Consider the following 18254-nt stretch of genomic DNA (forward strand, 5'->3'; position numbering starts at 1 on the left):
CCCTTCTTATTTGATGAACAATTCCACATAGATCGCTGTCACGAACACATTAATAAGCGAGAGCGGAAGCAACACTTTCCAACCGAAACTCATTAACTGGTCGACGCGAATCCGCGGCATCGTTGCGCGTAACCAGAATAAGAAGAACACACAGAACATGAATTTTAGAATGAACCAGATGATACCTGGGATAAACGTTAAGAATGGGAAAGGTGCATGCCATCCGCCTAAGAAAAGCACCGTCGTTAACGACGCGATCGCGAAGACATATACATACTCCGCTAACATGAAGAATGCGAACCGGAATCCGCTGTATTCCACGTGATATCCCGCAACAAGCTCTGATTCTGCCTCAGGCAAGTCAAATGGCGTACGGTTCAGTTCCGATACCGCTGCGATAATGAATACGACAAATCCGATAATTTGCGGGAGGAAATTCCACTGCCAGAAATAATCGCCTTGTCCGTTCACAATCGTACGCAGACTCAAGCTTCCATTCAACAAAATGACACCCACAACCGAAATAACGAGCGGAATTTCATAGCTGATCATTTGTGCCGCAGAACGCATCCCGCCAAGCAGTGAGTATTTATTGTTCGATGCCCAACCGGCGAGAATGATTCCAATGGTTGAGATACAAGATAGTGCCCCGTAATATAAGAGGCCTACATTTAAATCGGTAAAATACAGTGAATCGGTATACGGAATAACAACAAGCACCGCAAATGACGGTACGTACGTGATGACAGGTGCGAGGATGAATAGCCACCGATCCGCTTTACGCGGTATGGTGTCTTCTTTGATGAGCAGCTTAAAAATATCGGCAAGGGTCTGAAATAACCCGAGCGGTCCTACGCGATTAGGGCCAATCCGCAATTGCATCCAACCGATGACCTTTCGCTCAAAATAGATGGCGTAGGTTACAAAGCCTAATACGATAAACAGAAATACGACTCCCCATGCGAGGAATATTGCAAAATTCGTCCATGTTAACGGCTCTTGCAGCCATGTGCCCATTAACAGTCAACCTCCCCAACGACGATATCCACGCCGCCTAGAATGGTAATGAGGTTTGTCATTGTCTCACCCACCAGCAATTTCGGCAAAATTTGCAGATTTACAAAAGACGGGCGTCTAAATTTCAACCGATAAGGTTCCGCTTTTCCTTTGGAAACGATATAACAACCGATTTCGCCGCGTGGCGACTCGATTCTAGCGTAAATTTCGCCTGCTGGCGGACGGATGACACGAGGAACTTTCCCCATGATCTCCCCGTCTTTCGGGAATTGCTCAATGGCCTGTTCTAGAATTCGTAAGCTCTGCCGCAGCTCTTCCATCCGAATGAAATAGCGATCATAGCAATCTCCATTCGTGCCCAACGGAACATCGAATTCGAAGCGATCATACAGACTATAGGGTTCATTCTTGCGTATATCCCAGTTCACACCGGTACAACGTAGATTCGCTCCGCTTAGGCCGAAATCGATCGCAGTCTGCGCGTCATATGTCCCGACCCCTTTGATCCGTGTGAGGAAGATTTCATTGCCGCTGACAAGTCGATCATATTCTTCCATTTTCTTTCTCATATACGGGATAAATTCTCGAACCTTGTCGATCCACCCTTCCGGTGCATCCCATTTCACGCCGCCGACGCGCATGTAGTTATACGTCAATCGCGCACCGCATAATTCATTGAATAAATCGATGATAATTTCACGATCCCGAAATGCATACAAGAAAGGGCTCATCGCACCGATATCTAACAAATATGTCCCCCACCAGACGAGATGGCTGGCTACGCGCTGTAATTCCATGACAATCAGTCGCAGAAATTCTGCTCGTTCAGGGATTTCAAGCTGCATCATTTTCTCAACCGCATGAACCAAGACATAGTTATTGGTCATCGCCGATACATAATCCATCCGGTCGGTATATGGAATGATCTGCGTGTAATTTAAATTCTCTGCCAGCTTCTCTGTCCCTCGATGCAAATAACCCATGACAGGCGTTGCTTCTTTGATGACTTCCCCATCCAGCTTCACGACGATTCGAAATACGCCATGTGTACTAGGATGCTGTGGCCCTACGTTTAACAAGAGTTCTTCTGTCCGAATCACGTGTGTTACACCTCCGAATCTAGCGGTACGTAATCTTTGCGAAGCGGATGTCCTACCCAATCATCAGACATCATAATACGACGCAAATCGGGATGACCCGGGAATGCGATGCCTAGTAGATCATAGATTTCACGTTCATTCCAATTGGCCGTCTGCCAGATCGGTGTAACGGAAGCTACGGAAGGCTGTTCTCGATCCGTTTTGACGTGAATGCAATACTCATGTTGTGTCGAAATCGACACCATATGATAGACCACTTCCATATGCGTTTCGTGGTCCGCACCGGATACATTCCGCAAGTAGTCACATTGAAAAGCTTCGTCATGTTTCAGAAGCTCTGCACAGGTATACCAATGCTCTCCCTTAATCGTTAACGTCGGAAGATGGCTATTATTCTCGTTAATATATGACTCTTCCACGGCGTCCACAGCGACCTTAGTCTTCAAGATCTCGATCGCACGGTCTAACCGAGGCTGATTGTAGGACGGTTCCTTAGGGGCTGCTTCTGCAGCAGCTGCCTCAGCTTCTTCTTTGGCTTTGGCGCGTGCTGCTCTTGCTTCTGCTGCCGCTTTCACCTTCGCTTCCTTCTCTTCATCGGTGAGGATTTTACGCTCAGGCTTCGCCTCCGCAGCTGTTCCTTCTGCCGCTGCATCTTCCGTGGATGCTTCTGCATCCCCTGCTTGTGCTTTGGCAGCTTCTCTGGCCGCGCGCGCTTCGGCAGCAGCTTTAATCTTGGCCTCCCGTTCTTCCGGGGTCATGATCTTGCGCTCCCGCTTAACCTCTTGCTCATCACTCATCGATTGGTCACCTGCTTCCCAGTCTTCGCCTCATAACGAATTTTTTCTTGAAGCTTGTTGATGCCATAAATAAGTGCAGCTGGATTCGGCGGGCATCCTGGAATATACACATCCACAGGCACGATCTGGTCTACGCCCTTCATAACCGCGTAAGATTTCACATAAGGTCCGCCTGCAGTCGCGCAGGATCCCATCGCGATAACCCACTTCGGTTCTGGCATCTGATCGTACAGACGACGCAGTAAAGGACCCATTTTCTTCGTTACTGTTCCAGCCACAATCATCACGTCTGATTGACGCGGAGACGTACGGAATATAACGCCAAATCGGTCCAAATCATAGTGTGAAGCTCCTGTTCCCATCATCTCGATCGCACAGCAGGCGAGCCCGAACGTTAGCGGCCATAGCGAGTTGCTTCGCGCCCACGCCTTTAGTTGATCCAGTGTTCCCATGAATACATTTCTTTCTATCTCCTGACGTTCCTCAGGACTGATCGATTCTAAATTGAGTTCCATTTGAGCACCTTCTTCTTCCAAGCGTATATAAGCCCAATAAGCAATAATGCGACAAAAATCAACATTTCTACGAGCACAAAAAGCCCAAGTTGCTGATACGCCACGGCCCATGGGTAAAGAAACACGGTCTCCACATCAAAAATAACAAACATCAATGCAAATAAATAATAGCGAATATTAAAACGTACTTGACCGACCCCTACCGGTTCGTTCCCACTCTCATACGTACTTTGTTTAATTTCGGTAGGTTTGCTAGGTCTTAGCCATCTTCCCACTGTAAGCGCTACCACTGGTAGTAAAATGCCAAGCCCAATAAAGATCGCTACAATGACATAGTTATTCGTGTACTCCATGTCCTTTCTCGCCTCCGTTCGCTTTATATAATTTTGTTATACAAATTACAAAAATCTGTAATAAACCCGTAACAATTATAACAAAACCTACCAATGCCGTCTATCCAAAACATGGGTATTATTTCTTATTAAAATTATAGTGTGACAACCCTGTAATGCCTATATATGCCGCGAAAATAGTGAACATTCGTGAAGAGTTTGTGACAAGGATGAGGTGAGGGGGGGATAAAAGAAATGGCTATGAAGATGAACAGTAACGAGGGAACGCAGGTGTATCGGCTTCCGTCGCTGTTGAAATCGGGAAATATGATTGGAATATGTAAGGTATTTTCCCGATTTCAAAGGCGATCGCTACCGCTCTTCAGCCGACACACCCACTTTTCCCTTTCAAAAGTTCATCTTCATAGCCAGCCAAACGGACTCCCCCTTGTCACATGGGGGAGCAGCACAAGGAGCCCCGTTATTGCCATAGGCACAAACGGGGCTCCCCTACAATGATATACTCTCAAATCTTTATGAGAGGAACGCAGGTGTATCGGCTTCCGTCGCTGTTGAAATCGGGAATTTTGATTGGAATATATAAGGTGTTTTCCCGATTTCAAAGGCGAACGCTACCGCTCTTCAGCCGACACACCCACTTTTCCCTTTCAAAAGTTCATCTTCATAGCTAGCCAAACGGTCTCCCCCTTGTCACATGGGGGAGCAGCAGTAGGAGCCCCGTTATTGCCATAGGCACAAATGGGGCTCCCCTACAATGATATACTCTCAAATCATTATGAGGGGAACGCTGGTGTATCGGCTTCCGTCGCTGTTGAAATCGGGAATTTTGATTGGAATATATAAGGTGTTTTCCCGATTTCAAAGGCGACCGCTACCGCTCTTCAGCCGACACACCCGCTCTTCCTTTTCAAAAGTTCATCTTCATAGCCAGCCAAACGGACTCCCCCTTGTCACATGGGGGAGCAGCACAAGGAGCCCCGTTATTGCCATAGGCACAAACGGGGCTCCCGAGCTATGTTATACTCTCAAATCTTGAGGTAAAGCGTGTGCGCTGGGGCTGCCAAAGGCAGAGATGGCCGCACGAAAGCGCTCATTGGACGAATTAACTCTAAAACGATCAAACTCAGCTCTTTACACCAATGATGTTTTACGTAACTAGACTCGTACGCCATTAAGCGCAAAAAATCCCGTAAGAGATTGCCATAAAGGCAATCTCTCACGGAATTTTTGATAGCGATCATTCCACCACACCGGACTCACAACGCACAAACGCAGCTCCTTCGCCCCATTTACGGGGTCCAGGGGCGTAGCGCCCTGGGGTCCCCATTCATAGAGTGAAGGGGGATTTAGGGGGTAGAGATCCCTACTAATCTCTGTGTTGCCGCACTTCGATACGAGCCAACGCTCTTTGGAGCGCCAACTCTGCACGACGATGATCCATATGGTCTTTCTTATTAGCTAGACGGCGCTCAGCACGCTCTTTGGCAGCCTTCGCACGGTTGATGTCAATATCGCCCGGGAGTTCTGCGGATTCAGCGAGAATCACGACTTTTTCTTTGCTAACTTGAATGAAACCACCGTGAACCGCAAGCTCATCTTTCTTGCCATTCACTTTAATAACCACCGGAGCAACTTTTAAAGGTGTAACGAGTGGAATGTGATGAGCGAGGATACCTAGCTCACCATCAGCCCCTTTTACGCTAACCATGTCAACTTGCTGAGCATAAATTTTACGCTCAGGAGTTACAATCTCCAATAAAAAGGTACTCACATCGAACCCTCCTAACGCTCACGTTTATTGCAACGTTTTCGCTTTCTCTACAGCTTGTTCAATTGTACCAACGTACATGAATGCTGCTTCTGGAAGCTCGTCATGTTTACCTTCCAAGATTTCTTTGAAAGAGCGAACAGTTTCTTTAACAGGTACATAGATACCTTTGTTGCCTGTGAAAGGCTCAGCAACGTGGAATGGTTGCGATAAGAAACGTTCAATTTTACGAGCACGAGCAACCGTCAATTTATCTTCCTCGCTCAACTCGTCCATACCGAGGATCGCGATAATATCTTGTAACTCTTTATAACGCTGAAGAATACGTTTAACGCCTTGTGCAACGTTATAGTGCTCTTCACCAACAACTTCTGGTGCTAAGATACGTGAGCTCGATGCAAGAGGGTCAACCGCTGGGAAGATCCCTTTCTCAGAGATTTTACGCTCCAAGTTTGTTGTTGCATCCAAGTGAGCAAACGCTGTTGCTGGAGCTGGATCCGTATAGTCATCCGCAGGAACGTAGATCGCTTGGATCGAAGTAACAGAACCTTTCTTCGTCGACGTGATACGCTCTTGCAATTGACCCATTTCCGTAGCTAGCGTAGGTTGGTAACCTACGGCAGATGGCATACGACCGAGCAATGCGGATACTTCAGAACCTGCTTGTGTGAAACGGAAGATATTATCGATGAAGAGAAGAACGTCTTTTCCTTCTGCATCACGGAAATATTCAGCCATTGTCAAACCTGTCAAAGCAACACGTAGACGTGCACCAGGAGGCTCGTTCATTTGACCGAAGATCATTGCCGTTTTCTTAATAACGCCTGAATCTGTCATCTCATGGTACAAGTCATTACCTTCACGAGTACGCTCACCAACACCTGCGAATACGGAGATACCACCGTGCTCTTGGGCAATGTTGTTGATCAACTCTTGAATTGTAACGGTTTTACCTACACCGGCACCACCGAAAAGACCGATTTTACCACCTTTGGTATACGGTGCTAGCAAATCGATAACTTTAATACCTGTCTCAAGCATCTCTGCTTGTACAGAAAGCTCATCGAAAGTAGGTGCTTGACGGTGAATTGGGTTGCGAATTTCTGCAGCTACTTCACCGTTCTTATCGATTGGTTCACCTAATACGTTAAATACGCGACCAAGTGTAGCCGATCCTACTGGAACAGAAATCGGAGCACCCGTATCTACGGCTACCGTACCGCGAACAAGTCCATCTGTCGAGGACATTGCGATACAACGAACAACATTGTCACCTAAGTGTGAAGCTGCTTCTACGATAAGGTGGATAGCAACTTCGCCATCGGTTTTCGCTTGTTGTTCAATTTTAATCGCGTTAAAAATGTCTGGAAGCTGACCGCGTTCAAATTCGATGTCAACGACCGCACCCAAAACGGAAATAATGCGTCCCTTTTTCATGCTTTACCCTCCTAAACCCCACTATTAAGACTGTGCGTTCGCTCCAGCCACAATTTCAGAAATCTCTTGCGTAATCGCAGCTTGACGAGCACGGTTGTATGTCAATGTCAAATCACCGATCATCTTCGTCGCATTTTTCGTCGCGCTGCCCATTGCTGTCATTTTCGCGCCAAACTCACTTGCTTTACCGTCCAAGACGGCGCTATAAATTAACGTTTCTGCATATTTAGGAAGGAGTACCGCTAGCACTTCTTCTGCCGAAGGTTCATATTCATAGCTGGAAACGGCACCTTCTGCCTCCACTTCAGCTAGCGGCAGGAGTTGCTTTTGAACCGGAATTTGCGTTAAAGCATTTACGAATTCATTGTAGAAGATATACAAGACATCGTATTTTCCTTCTTCAAAGAAACTTACCGCTTTCGAAGAAATGGACTTAATGTCCGCAAACGTCGGAGCATCGGAAATTTCCGTTACCTCTTCTACGATCGGTAGATTTCTGCGACGGAAATAATCGCGACCTTTACGACCGATTACGAAAATCGAGTATTCATCGGTACTTTTATGATTTTGACGAATCGTATTCATTACAGCACGAATCACGTTCGCATTATATCCGCCCGCTAGACCGCGGTCCGATGTAATGACGAGATAGCCCGTTTTCTTCACTTCGCGGTGCTCAAGCATCGGGTGTTTAATCCCCGTCGTACCTGCCGCGATGCTCTCAACAACCTCTTTCAGCTTCTCCGCATAAGGGCGTGCAGCTTCAGCTTTCTCTTGCGCACGTCTTAGCTTCGATGCCGCAACCATCTCCATCGCTTTCGTGATTTGCTTGGTGTTCTGAATACTCTTAATTTGACGTTTTATTTCGCGTATTCCTTTTGCCATGATTTCACCTCTTTCGAACTTCGCGATCAAAGTTAATAGACATGCACGTACAAGTGAACGTTAAGCCGTTACGTTAAAGCCTTTTTTGAATTGATTAATCGCATCAACTAATGCTTTATCGTTATCAGCTGTAATGTCTTTCGTATCGCGGATCGATGCAAGGATTTCCGGTTTATTCGAATCAAGGAAGAACAAGAATTCATTCTCGAAGCGAAGTACGTCGGCAACTGGAATATCATCCAAGTGACCTTTCGTCGCTGTATACAAGCTAACAACTTGTTTCTCAACCGGCATCGGTTGGTTAACGCCTTGTTTAAGCATTTCCATCATCCGTGCACCACGGTTAAGAAGCGCAAGTGTTGATTTATCCAAGTCAGAACCGAACTGCGAGAAGGCTTGTAATTCGCGATAAGAAGCCAGATCCAGACGAAGGGTACCTGCTACTTTTCTCATCGCTTTGATTTGTGCTGAGCCCCCTACACGGGATACGGAGATACCAACGTTGACCGCTGGACGTTGACCAGAGTAGAACAAGTCAGACTCCAAGAAAATCTGTCCATCCGTAATCGAGATTACGTTCGTTGGGATATAAGCCGATACGTCAGACGCTTGAGTCTCGATAAATGGCAATGCAGTTAAGGAACCGCCGCCCAATTCATCGCTCAATTTCGCTGCGCGCTCTAGCAAACGGGAGTGCAAGTAGAATACATCCCCCGGATAAGCTTCACGACCCGGAGGACGTTTGAGTAGCAAGGAAAGCTCGCGGTATGCCGCTGCTTGCTTAGACAAATCATCATAAACAACGAGCACGTGCTCGCCTTTATACATGAAGTACTCACCCATCGATACACCTGCATATGGAGCCAAGTACAACAATGGAGCTGGCTCAGAAGCAGATGCTGTAACGACGATCGTGTAATCCAACGCACCGTTGCGGCGAAGTGTTTCTACAACGTTCGCAACTGTGGATTGTTTTTGCCCGATCGCAACGTAGATACATTTCATGCCGTTGCCTTTTTGGTTAATGATCGTATCGATAGCAATTGCTGTTTTACCTGTTTGACGGTCACCGATGATCAACTCACGTTGTCCGCGGCCGATTGGGATCATGGAGTCAATCGCTTTAAGACCAGTTTGCATAGGTTCATGAACGGACTTACGATCAATAACACCAGGAGCTGGGTTCTCAATCGGACGGAATTCCGTTGTTTCGATAGGTCCTTTGCCGTCAACCGGCTGTCCTAACGCATTCACGACGCGGCCAAGCAATGCTTCGCCGACTGGAACTTCCATGATGCGGCCTGTGCGCTTCACTTGGTCTCCTTCGCGAATATCTGTGTAAGGTCCAAGAATAACGACCCCAACATTGTTCTCTTCCAAGTTCAATGCCATACCTACAACGCCGTTTGCGAACTCAAGAAGTTCTCCCGACATCGCATTCTCAAGCCCGTGGACGCGAGCGATCCCGTCACCAACAGTGATGACCGTACCTACATCTACAACTTGAATTTCGGATTTATATTGATCGATTTGATTTTTAATCAGCGTGCTGATTTCTTCCGGTCTGATACTCAATTCGCTTCACCCCTATCTACAGTGCTTGAGATTACAATAACGATTTTTCCAAACGCGCCAGTTTGCCGGACAAGCTTCCATCGTATAGACGATCGCCAATACGCACCTTGATGCCGCCGAGGATGCTTTTATCCACCACATTTTGCACGCGAATTTTTTTATTTACGATTTTGCCGAAATGATCCGCAACCAATTCAATTTCCGGTGCGCTTAACGCATAGGCAGAAGTGACAATAGCATCGGCTTGACCTAATGCTTCACCCGCGATTTTAACGTACTCAACGAATACAGGGCCAAGTACATCTTGGCGATTGTTCTTCAAAAGAACACCTAGCAGGTTAATCACTGCCTCTGAAACTTTGCCGTCTGTCGCTTTGTGGATGACATCTGCTTTAACCGAAATATCAATGTTAGGAGCATTTAGAAAACGAGTTACATCCGCATCATTCGCAATTGCTTCAACAACGACCTTCAAGTCTGCTTCGACTTGCGATACGGTGTTGTTCTGCTGTGCAACTTCGAATAGTGCTTTCGCATATTTCTTCGCTACAACAACGTCTTTGCTCATGCTTTGTCCCCTACCTCTTTAAGGTATTGGCCAACCAATTGTTCTTGCGATTTCTCATCGATTTGTTTCTCGATAATTTTGGATGCGATCATCACGGACATGCCGCTAACTTGACTGCGAAGTGCAGCAACCGCCTTGTTCTTCTCGCTCTCGATATCACGAATGGCCTCGTCTTTAAGACGATTGGATTCGGATTTCGCAGTTGCGATCAGATCATCCGCTTGTTTCGAGCCTGTCGATTTCGCTTGTTCAATAATTTCGTAAGCATCTTTACGCGCTTCTTGCAAAGCCGCTTTTTGCTCATTCAATAGTTCAGAAGCCTGTTTCCGGTTATCCTCCGCATCACGCAGTTGACCCATTACGAGCTCTTTACGTTTCTCCATCACACTGAAAAGCGGTTTGAATGCATATTTGTTCAATAGAATATACAAAATGATAAACGCGATTAATGTAAAGACTGTCGATTCCCAATTAAAACTCAAACTAAGTCACTCCTTTCTGAAGTGGTTATTCAGCCAAAAGGAAGGCGCGGATAGCCTAAGCCTCCCCGCCAAATCCTATATCCTGTTATTAAGCTGCGCCGTAGAACAAGAACGCCAATACAACCGCGATGATCGGCATCGCCTCAACCAAACCTACCCCGATAAACATTGTTGTTTGCAATTTGCTAGCTGCTTCTGGCTGACGAGCGATACCTTCAACTGTTTTACTTACGATCAAACCGTTACCTACACCTGCTCCTAGTGCTGCCAAACCGATTGCTATACCTGCCGCGATTAATGCTGATGCTCCCATAATAATATATCCTCCTCGAAAATGTTTGTTTTTTATCTACAATCAAGCTATCATATATAGCCTGAATTGAGTTTTAGTGATGCTCTTCTGCATGATTTTCAATGGCATGCGAAATGTATACCATCGTCAACATCGTAAATACGAACGCTTGAATTGTTCCAATGAAAATACTAAATGCTTGCCAAGCCATTAAAGCCGGAATACTCGCTACACCTAGTCCTAGTAAAACTGAAATCAATACTTCTCCCGCAAAAATATTCCCGTATAGACGCATACCATGCGTTAGGAAGTTCGAGAAAGTCTCGATTAACTTAATAGGGAAGAAAATTGGGAATGGTTCAAAATAACTTTTGAAGTAAGCTTTCGTATTTTTCGTCATACCTAGGAAATGAACGATAACGAAGATTATCAATGCAAGCCCCATCGAAACGGAAGCGTCTGCTGTTGGAGATTTCCACCAAGCAACTCCGATTTCAAGGTGTTCTTCATTCGGTTTCTTATCGTGAAGTTCCGCAAACGCATCGGCATTTACACTAACGATTTCTTGACCGAATACTTTATGTCCAGGTTCAGAATATTCGGTTACGATACCAAATGGTAAACCTAGCAAATTCCCCACAAAAATAAACATAATGATCGTCATACCTAGCGATACGAAGGCTTTACCTTTTTTCAAATCCATCGTACTCGAAATTATTCCTTGAACGAACTCTACTGCCCATTCAAGAAAGTTTTGCAGCTTCCCTGGGTTTTCAACCGATAAATTGCGTACTGCCAGTCGCGCTAGAATAAACACAATTAAGCTAGTAACAATTAACATGGTTACAATCGAAAGATCGATGTTAAAACCGCCAAGATTAATAATTGGTGCTTCATGCATGTTTCTCACCCCTTTCTCAGCCAGAACGTCTACTGCTCTTTACGTACTTGTACAAAACCTATAACTACTATAATGAATTGCGCAAATAGCAAACCTGCTACCGTCGCATATACATTAACACCGTCAGACTTGATCGCAATCATAACAGCTAGAATCGCCATTGCCACACGAGTAAGGAGACCCAAGTTAACTCGTTTTCTCCCATCCTGTAGCACGACCTTCGTTACATTTCGTACTTTATTAGCAAGAAAATAGGAGTTCAATAAACTTACGACGGTTCCTAGAATAATCCCCGCTGCAATTTCGCGCATAGATGGAACAAAAGCCCAACCCAACAAACATACAGCAATAAAAATGAAAGTCACTCGTTGAAGTGCTTTTAGACGGACTGATAACTCATCCATTAGAATCCTCCAACACCTTTTTAATCAGAACAATGACATTGGTCACACCGGCTGCCAAGCCGACCAAAACGCCTATAGCCGTACCAAGTTGAACGCTTCCAAGTATTTCTCCGATCCATTCTCCTCCATAAAACCCAAGGAGTATGCATACGGCTAAATCCAGTCCCAGAGCAGTAACAAGCCCCATTGCTCGCCATGGTTTGCCGCCATTTTTCGACACAGTCATTTTCCAACCTGCCCTTATAATCCCAGTTTATTTTACTTAAAAAAATCAGGAATTGTCAATTCATTTAAAATATAAAACTGTTGGAACGAAGCCGGAGAATCGTTGATATTACAGGGTTTTAGAACGCCAAAACCGTACAGTACCACTGTATGCTGTATTCTCAAAGAACTTGTTCATAATTATTACAAATTTATGAACTTTTAGCGAAAGCTCTCAGGGGGCTGCTCTCGTTTGCCAAAATGATACAAAATCGCTTCAACAATGCGCTGAGACGCCTTGCCATCTCCGTACGGATTGACTGATCCGCTCATTTGGTCATAGACGGCTGCGTCGGTCAGCAGCGTGCGTGTACGGTCGTAGACGACCTCTTCATCCGTACCCACAAGCTCTAATGTACCTGCTTCAATACCTTCTGGACGTTCTGTTGTATCACGCAAGACAAGCACCGGGATCCCAAACGATGGCGCTTCTTCTTGCAATCCGCCTGAATCCGTAAGAATCAAGTGCGTATGCGGATAGAAATTATGCAAATCTACCACATCAAGCGGATCGATCAATTGAATCCGAGGGTGATTCCCTAAGATTTCATGAGCCGGTTCTTTAACCGCAGGGCTCAGATGTACGGGATAGACAATCGCCACATCTTCAAATTCGTCGGCGATTCTTTTGATTGCACGAAAAATATTCCGATGTGGTTCGCCTTGAGCTTCACGGCGATGCGCAGTCATCAGAATCATTCGTTTTCCTTTGGCCCACTCTAACACCGGATGCGTATAATCTTGTCGTACTGTATATTGAAACACGTCTGTTACGGTATTGCCTGTGACAAATACCATGGATTTTGATTTATTTTCACGATACAAGTTGTTTGCCGACACTTCCGTTGGAGAAAAATGTAAATCTGCAAGCACACCTGTCAATTGACGATTCATCTCTTCCGGGTACGGTGACATTTTGTTCCATGTGCGAAGACCTGCTTCAACATGTCCTACTTTGATCTGTTGTAAAAAGGCTGCATAGCTAGCTAAGAACGTCGTTAGCGTGTCTCCGTGAACAAGTACGATGTCCGGTTTAGCTTCGCGCAAGACAGGATCAAGACCTTGCAATACCCGAATGGTAATCTCATTCAATGTTTGGCGGTCTTTCATCACATCCAAGTCAAAATTTGGATGAATATTAAAAACCTCTAATACTTGATCCAGCATCTGACGATGCTGTGCCGTCACACATACGATGGATTCGATCTCGTCGGGATGTTTTTCCAATTCCAAAATAAGCGGAGCCATCTTGATGGCTTCCGGTCTCACACCAAAAATCGTCATTACTTTAACTTTTTGCATGCCCTCTACCTCATTTCCTTAACTTTCTTACCACAATAGAATTTTTTAGTTTCGATGTATCGAAACTAAAAAATTCTATTTGGCGATAAAACCTACCTTTAAACGCGGTCGCTCATCTTCGAAAGGCCTCGATAGAGGTTTTCTTACTTCGTGCCGAATAAACGATCCCCTGCGTCCCCTAGACCTGGAACAATGTAACCATGATCATTCAAATGGTCATCTAATGCAGCTAGATAGATATCCACGTCTGGATGAACTTCTTGAACGGCCTTCACCCCTTCAGGTGCAGCGATCAGACACATTAATTTAATTTGCGTGCAGTTGCGTTTCTTCAATACATCAATCGCAGCAATCGCGGATCCGCCTGTCGCCAGCATCGGATCAATCACGATCAATTCGCGTTCTTCCGCATCTGTCGGTAATTTCACATAGTATTCTACAGGCATTAAAGTCTCAGGATCACGGAACAATCCCACATGTCCGATTTTCGCTCTCGGGACGAGCTTCAATACGCCATCTACCATGCCTAGACCCGCACGTAGAATCGGAATAAGTCCAAGCGGACGACCTGCAATGACTTTCGTCTCTGTTGTTATGACGGGCGTATCCACCGTAATTGTTTCTAACGGGAGATCCCGTGTAATCTCATAAGCCATTAACATGGCCACTTCGTCTACCAACTCTCGGAAATCCTTCGTCGTTGTCTTCACATCTCGGATGTACGTTAGTTTGTGTTGAATTAAAGGGTGATCGCAAATTACTAATTTCGCCATTTTTCTTCCTCCTGATTGTCATATGCTCTGGTTGTAACGTCTAATGTTGAATGCAGCAACATAACCTTGGATATTATATCACTCCAAGCTTTTTCCTGCACGCAATACTGTAATGAAATGTAAAGTTATGCCAACATTTTTTGATAAAATTTGTCAATCGGCTTTTAAACATAGTATTATTTGTTCACTATGCGAAGCTTCCTTATTCATAAGCCCACTAAACTTGAATCCTTGCTAGACTAATTGACATGCCTACACGACGGTGCTATAAGTGGAAACATAACCCTAATTGAAACTCGGAAGGATTGAATCGTAATGCGTCGTTTCCAACGAAAGCTCGCCACATTCATGCTATCATTATCGCTATTATCTACCGCCACTTTATTTCCACATACGATATTTGCCGAAGGCGTCACCATCCCCATTCAGACCGAATCCAGCTCTAGAGCTCTCTTGGACGAAGTCATGCAATATATTGATCAATACAATATCACGGGCACTACGCAAGAACAACTTGTCCAACAGGCCCTGAAAGGCATGGTCTCAGGTCTTAACGATCCTTATTCGCAGTATTTTACCCCTGAAGAACGAAAGGCCTTTGAGAGTCAATTAAATCTGCAATACGAAGGCATCGGTATTGAGACCCGGTTCGAAGATGGAAAAGCACGTATTACGCGCGTTTTTGACAAATCCCCTGCGCAGACAGGAGGCATTCTCAAAGACGACATCCTCGCACAGGTTGACGGCAAGACCATTACAGAAGCTGCTCACATACAAAAATATATCTTAGGAAAGTCTGGCACGACGGTAAATGTCACAGTGAACCGCCATGGAAAGTCCCTTTCCTTCACATTAACACGGAGCGCCATCCATATTCCAGCTGTTAACAGCAATCTGCTGGACAACCATGTCGGCTATATTCAATTATCTAATTTCACAAGCGATGCAGACGAGGAGTTCGCAGAACATCTGGATCAGTTGCAGAAGAAAGGAATGAAGTCTCTCATTCTGGATCTTCGCGACAATCCCGGCGGTTATGTAGACTCTGCCATGCATATTGCTGAACATTTTATTCAGAATGGTATTCTCATGTATACGAAGGACAATACCAATAAGTTGCAACCCACGCGCATTGAAAATGGACAGCGTCTGGACATGCCTGTCATCCTGCTCGTCAACAAAAACTCGGCAAGTGCTTCCGAAATCCTTGCAGGCGCGTTGCGTGATAATAACGTCGCTAAGCTTGTAGGCACGAACACGTTCGGCAAAGGACGCATTCAGAGCATCTTCTCTCTATCCGATGGGGGTATGCTCAAGTTAACGACGCAACAGTACGTTACGCCGCTTTTGACCGACTTCAACGGCAAAGGCCTGCAACCAGACGTACGACGTACGGGAAATGCGTCACAATTCATTACAGCGATGCAGTTGGCTTCTTCAGACAAGCTTAAGGTAACCCTGGAGAAAAATAAAATAACGGTCGGCGGAGCCGAAATCTCGGACAACGTGCAATTTCTTCAAAAGGGCAGCAGCGTCTATGTGCCTACACAGATTCTTGCTGCCTTGGTCAGTGCACAACCGGAATGGGTAACATCCAGCGGCACGCTCGTCTTACATACAAGCGACACACAAAGTTCATCATTCACCGTAGCCTCGAAAGCTGTTCTTAATGAGAAAGGCGAAACCTTCATCGATTTACACGCCTTTCAAGCGAAGTTCCCTGCGCTCCAGTGGAGCTCAACCAACGGTAAAGTAACCCTATCCATATAAATTTCATCGCTTCAAATACGAAAAGCCCTGCGGAAACAGGGCTTTTTCATGGTTAAATATGCTTTTTTTCTACATCGCGTTACCTATTTCGTAAATGTTCCTATAAAAGAAGCAGCCGCACCATGATCATTGTTACAGCTCCCATTGTCTTGAGTCGAGAGGGTATCCGTTGCTACATGCAATATGAAGTGTCTAGAGTACTTTTATATTAAAAAGAAAGGGCGGCATCTGTAACCGAAGTTTACGTGCTTTCCGCTCCAAAATTTTCTCCACGTTGATCGTCCCAGCTTCTCACCCTCGACTATGGATTCTCTGTCTTACAATTGGACTTATTCACGATATTCGATCGTTTCTCCGCTAACTCCATCCGGATATCTTCCTTCGCTAAAATACCGGAAGAGTTCACTAGAAGTGCTGCTCGATCATATACATCCACCTGTAATGAAATACAAGATGGAACGCCGCCCGTCTCATTTCTCCCTTTGCCCTGAATCGCTGCATGTACACCGACATCGCCTTCTAATGCCGCAAGGCTAAATTGAAAGACCGATATCTTCACATCTATTCCGATACCCGCTTGGATATCCAGGTCGGCGTTTCCTGTCATGCGATAATCCGTCCGTTGACCCATCGTCTGATCCAAGAAGACAGGGTGCCCGTTAGCATATGCAAACCCTAAGGTCCTACTATTTTCTTGCTCCACTGCAAAGGTTAGTGTAGCGGTTAAATCCCCTTTGACAATTAATTGTGGTTGAACCTGAACCCCAAATGGTCCATACATGGGAACATAGAACCCTTTCCCTAAATCCACCTTCTTCTCTTGAGTTGCTGGCTTTGGATTCGTAACCGTAGCAGACACGTTCAGCTTACTTTTCTCCTGATAGGTTACATGCGTTTCAAAGCGTTTCAACCCGGAGACAAGATCCCACTTCGCATCGACATGGACCATGGGTTGACCGAGCTCAATCTCTCCGTTAATCCGAATCGGCTGCCCATCTAGATCTACCTCAACATCGGATAAATCCATTGCAATGCCGTCATCGGTTTGTCGATATTGAACCTGTGTGCTAGTGGAGGATGTAATCTCAGCATTCGCTTGATTGGAATTCGACGCTAACGTCTCCCATGTCAGCGGAGCTGAGGCTCGAAAATCAAAAGATTGAATAACATCCGTAATCTTAGGTTCAGTCGTTGTAAGTTGATAAGAACTGCCGAGGTCTTGCGAAGAGGCTACTTGCTTTGCCGCTCCAAAAGGGTACGTGGAACTAGGAGCTAGAAGTATGATATCCCCGATCTGAACCTCTGGAAGCTCCGCCTTGTTTAACGTCACGACGGAATCCTCTATCTCATAATGCTGAATCCTATCAGAACGAACCGCTTGCGAGTATACGATCACATTCGACGCCTTTCGCTGATACGCAAGAAGTCGATCAATTACCGCAGCCGACTCTGCGCGTGTCAATTTCCCTTCTGGACGGAAGGAATGATCCGGGTACCCTCCAACAATACCTGCGCTCGCTGCTGCCCCAACCAATCCTGCATGGTCTGGAATGGCACCCACATCCGTGAATGTCAAAGCCTCTTTGTCTTCCTCTAGTTGTAAGGCTCGGGCGGCAATGACAGCCATTTCGGCGCGTGAAATACTCTCACTCGGTCGAAACGTCGTTCCGTAATCCTCAGGAATGAGCATACCGGCCTGTATTGCGGCTTGAATATATCCTGCCGACCATCGGTTCGCAGCCACATCTTGAAATGGCAGATGTTGAACAGGAGTTGCTTCGACAGCCACATATTTCGCACGAACGACTAGAGAGAGAAATTCTTCACGGCTAATCGTTTGATCTGGCTTGAACGTATGATCTTGATACCCCGAAATAATTCCGCGATCGACTAATTGCTCAATGACCTCTTTAGCCCAGTGATTTTGAATATCTGTCAGAGCTTGTGCGTTATTTGCTGCGGCCCTTACCGCCTCCACCGTCCACGTCTGACACATCACTGCCCATAACATCATGAAAACTAAGCATCCTCTAACCCATTTACGCACCGCG

Annotated in this window: 19 protein-coding genes; 1 reads left to right on the forward strand and 18 read right to left on the reverse strand. The window is 45.7% G+C overall.

Annotated features, from left to right (window positions below; translation table 11 throughout):
- Positions 1 to 6: 6 nt before the first annotated feature.
- The 17 genes from nuoH to upp all read right to left on the reverse strand — a co-directional run bounded on the left by nuoH (position 7) and on the right by upp (position 14433).
- Positions 7 to 1017, reverse strand: a complete 1011-nt coding sequence (gene nuoH / locus BVG16_RS20490) for an NADH-quinone oxidoreductase subunit NuoH (RefSeq protein WP_078501040.1) — start codon at positions 1015 to 1017, stop codon at positions 7 to 9.
- Entirely contained in the window at positions 1017 to 2117 is a 1101-nt protein-coding gene (locus BVG16_RS20495) for an NADH-quinone oxidoreductase subunit D (protein ID WP_078501041.1), read from the reverse strand. The genes nuoH and BVG16_RS20495 overlap by 1 nt, the downstream gene beginning before the upstream one ends.
- A 5-nt stretch (positions 2118 to 2122) precedes the next feature.
- On the reverse strand, positions 2123 to 2914 hold the full coding sequence (locus BVG16_RS20500) for an NADH-quinone oxidoreductase subunit C (RefSeq protein WP_078501042.1): 792 nt from the start codon (positions 2912 to 2914) through the stop codon (positions 2123 to 2125).
- Positions 2911 to 3429: a NuoB/complex I 20 kDa subunit family protein gene (locus BVG16_RS20505; protein WP_078501043.1), complete on the reverse strand. Its 519-nt coding sequence runs from the start codon at positions 3427 to 3429 to the stop codon at positions 2911 to 2913. The genes BVG16_RS20500 and BVG16_RS20505 overlap by 4 nt, the downstream gene beginning before the upstream one ends.
- On the reverse strand, positions 3414 to 3782 hold the full coding sequence (locus tag BVG16_RS20510; protein ID WP_078501044.1) for an NADH-quinone oxidoreductase subunit A: 369 nt from the start codon (positions 3780 to 3782) through the stop codon (positions 3414 to 3416). The genes BVG16_RS20505 and BVG16_RS20510 overlap by 16 nt, the downstream gene beginning before the upstream one ends.
- Positions 3783 to 5148: 1366 nt before the next feature.
- Positions 5149 to 5553, reverse strand: a complete 405-nt coding sequence (locus BVG16_RS20515) for a F0F1 ATP synthase subunit epsilon (RefSeq protein ID WP_078501045.1) — start codon at positions 5551 to 5553, stop codon at positions 5149 to 5151.
- A 24-nt stretch (positions 5554 to 5577) separates the two neighbouring features.
- Positions 5578 to 6987: a F0F1 ATP synthase subunit beta gene (atpD, locus tag BVG16_RS20520; protein WP_078501046.1), complete on the reverse strand. Its 1410-nt coding sequence runs from the start codon at positions 6985 to 6987 to the stop codon at positions 5578 to 5580.
- A 24-nt stretch (positions 6988 to 7011) separates the two neighbouring features.
- Positions 7012 to 7872 (reverse strand): ATP synthase F1 subunit gamma, encoded by an 861-nt coding sequence (gene atpG, locus BVG16_RS20525; protein WP_078501047.1) that lies wholly within the window; start codon positions 7870 to 7872, stop codon positions 7012 to 7014.
- Between the two features lie 60 nt (positions 7873 to 7932).
- Positions 7933 to 9447: a F0F1 ATP synthase subunit alpha gene (gene atpA, locus BVG16_RS20530; protein ID WP_078501048.1), complete on the reverse strand. Its 1515-nt coding sequence runs from the start codon at positions 9445 to 9447 to the stop codon at positions 7933 to 7935.
- 31 nt (positions 9448 to 9478) lie between these two features.
- Positions 9479 to 10015: a F0F1 ATP synthase subunit delta gene (locus BVG16_RS20535; RefSeq protein ID WP_078501049.1), complete on the reverse strand. Its 537-nt coding sequence runs from the start codon at positions 10013 to 10015 to the stop codon at positions 9479 to 9481.
- Positions 10012 to 10497, reverse strand: coding sequence for a F0F1 ATP synthase subunit B (gene atpF, locus BVG16_RS20540; protein ID WP_078501050.1), 486 nt, complete (start codon positions 10495 to 10497; stop codon positions 10012 to 10014). Before atpF ends, BVG16_RS20535 begins: the two co-directional genes overlap by 4 nt.
- An 88-nt stretch (positions 10498 to 10585) precedes the next feature.
- Entirely contained in the window at positions 10586 to 10810 is a 225-nt protein-coding gene (gene atpE, locus BVG16_RS20545) for a F0F1 ATP synthase subunit C (RefSeq protein ID WP_078501051.1), read from the reverse strand.
- A 73-nt stretch (positions 10811 to 10883) separates the two neighbouring features.
- The gene (atpB, locus tag BVG16_RS20550) at positions 10884 to 11690 is read right to left on the reverse strand and encodes a F0F1 ATP synthase subunit A (RefSeq protein WP_078501052.1); all 807 of its coding nucleotides are present in this window, start codon (positions 11688 to 11690) and stop codon (positions 10884 to 10886) included.
- Between the two features lie 29 nt (positions 11691 to 11719).
- Positions 11720 to 12094 carry an ATP synthase subunit I gene (locus BVG16_RS20555; protein ID WP_078501053.1) on the reverse strand — a complete coding sequence of 125 codons (375 nt, stop codon included), beginning with the start codon at positions 12092 to 12094 and terminating at the stop codon, positions 11720 to 11722.
- Complete coding sequence (locus BVG16_RS20560; protein ID WP_078501054.1) at positions 12087 to 12320, reverse strand: AtpZ/AtpI family protein; 234 nt, start codon at positions 12318 to 12320, stop codon at positions 12087 to 12089. Before BVG16_RS20560 ends, BVG16_RS20555 begins: the two co-directional genes overlap by 8 nt.
- Before the next feature lie 200 nt (positions 12321 to 12520).
- Complete coding sequence (gene wecB, locus BVG16_RS20565) at positions 12521 to 13660, reverse strand: non-hydrolyzing UDP-N-acetylglucosamine 2-epimerase (protein WP_078501055.1); 1140 nt, start codon at positions 13658 to 13660, stop codon at positions 12521 to 12523.
- A 143-nt stretch (positions 13661 to 13803) separates the two neighbouring features.
- On the reverse strand, positions 13804 to 14433 hold the full coding sequence (upp, locus tag BVG16_RS20570) for a uracil phosphoribosyltransferase (protein WP_078501056.1): 630 nt from the start codon (positions 14431 to 14433) through the stop codon (positions 13804 to 13806).
- A gap of 315 nt (positions 14434 to 14748) precedes the next feature.
- Here upp and BVG16_RS20575 point away from each other — a divergent pair, with 315 nt between their 5' ends.
- The gene (locus tag BVG16_RS20575; protein ID WP_078501057.1) at positions 14749 to 16203 is read left to right on the forward strand and encodes a S41 family peptidase; all 1455 of its coding nucleotides are present in this window, start codon (positions 14749 to 14751) and stop codon (positions 16201 to 16203) included.
- Positions 16204 to 16504: 301 nt separating this feature from the next.
- On the opposite strand, the gene BVG16_RS20580 is transcribed toward BVG16_RS20575, so the two are convergent.
- Positions 16505 to 18217, reverse strand: a complete 1713-nt coding sequence (locus tag BVG16_RS20580) for an S-layer homology domain-containing protein (RefSeq protein ID WP_158081735.1) — start codon at positions 18215 to 18217, stop codon at positions 16505 to 16507.
- Positions 18218 to 18254: the final 37 nt, after the last annotated feature.

Origin of the sequence: Paenibacillus selenitireducens (assembly GCF_002021565.1) — a bacterium.
Lineage (GTDB): Bacteria > Bacillota > Bacilli > Paenibacillales > Paenibacillaceae > Paenibacillus_K > Paenibacillus_K selenitireducens.